We start from the raw sequence: 1,249 nt of genomic DNA, 5'->3' as shown, positions 1-1,249 counted from the left end.
CTCTGTGGCTGGAAAAGACCGAACGCATCGACCGCGGCTGGCAAACGGTGTTTGGCCTGCGCCGCTATCTGGTGCTCGGTTCCAGCGTCATGGCGCTGTACGGCATCCGCCATCCCAGCAAGATGATCCGCTGGTCGCGTCGCGCTTTCGGCGCATGGAGCGCTATCCGTCTGTTTAAAAAGACGTTTTCCGCCAAGTAAGCCGCTTAGTCTTTCCTTCAAACCTCCTGTTGCTCTGCCCGCATTTTCTCCCTTGATACAACGCGTCCAACCCCGGGGCCGGGCAACCTGCTGATCGGCGGCATTTTATTAGCACGCTAAAGATTCAGATTTTTTGAAAAATTACGACAGTTTTACTTGCTAACAACCTGAGCACTTCCCGCTTAACATTCACTCCATCAATACGATACGGAGCGGACAGGGTCAGAGACCCGCTACGCCGCCCGTTGATATGACTACCGCCGAACAGGCGCACAAAAACACTTTGGAGTAGATGATGAAAAAATTAGAAGATACAGGTTTGTTGGTTGCTCGTATTCTGATGCCAATCCTGTTTATCGTGGCAGGCTACGGCAAAATGGGTGACGCATATGCCGGTACCCAACAGTACATGCAATCGATGGGCGTGCCTGGCTTCTTGCTGCCGCTGACCATCCTGCTGGAATTTGGCGGCGGTCTGGCGATCCTGTTCGGTTTCCTGACCCGCACCGTGGCGCTGTTCACTGCCGGTTTCACCATCCTGACCGCGCTGCTGTTCCACACTGACTTTGCGGAAGGCGTAAACCAGCTGATGTTCATGAAAAACCTGACCATTGCCGGCGGCTTCATCGTGTTGGCGGTCGCAGGCCCGGGCAGCTTCAGCATCGACCGTCTTCTGAACAAGAAATGGTAATCTAAACTGTCATTCAGGGCCCGGCATGCCGGGCTCTGTCGTTTTTTAACTCGGACTCCTAGGAGATTCCCATGGGACAACTCGTCGATGGCGTTTGGCAAGACATCTGGTATGACACCAAATCTACCGGCGGCCGTTTCAAACGTTCAACCGCTCAGTTTCGCAATTGGGTGACCGCCGACGGTCAGCCGGGCGAACACGGCGTGGGCGGCTTCCAGGCCGAAGCGGGCCGTTATCACCTTTATGTTTCTCTCGCCTGCCCTTGGGCGCATCGCACGCTGCTGATGCGCAAACTGAAAGGGCTGGAGCAGATCATTCCGGTCTCGGTGGTGCACCCGCTGATGCTGGAAAACGGCTG

Annotated in this window: 2 protein-coding genes and 1 pseudogene; all 3 read left to right on the top strand. The window is 55.4% G+C overall.

What is annotated here, in order from left to right:
• The coding region (locus tag ABZ937_RS42780; protein ID WP_361701092.1) for a YqjK-like family protein at positions 1-200 on the top strand (200 nt) is incomplete at its 5' end.
• 292 nt (positions 201-492) lie between these two features.
• Positions 493-891 (top strand): DoxX family protein, encoded by a 399-nt coding sequence (locus ABZ937_RS42775; RefSeq protein WP_361701090.1) that lies wholly within the window; start codon positions 493-495, stop codon positions 889-891.
• Between the two features lie 71 nt (positions 892-962).
• Positions 963-1,249 (top strand): annotated as a pseudogene (locus ABZ937_RS42770) (hypothetical protein); the annotation flags it as partial.

The organism is Streptomyces sp. NPDC046727 (genome assembly GCF_040645635.1).
Classification (GTDB): Bacteria; Actinomycetota; Actinomycetes; order Streptomycetales; family Streptomycetaceae; genus Streptomyces.
Note: the sequence above shows the minus strand (reverse complement) of the source record. Positions and strands in the feature narration are given on the sequence as shown.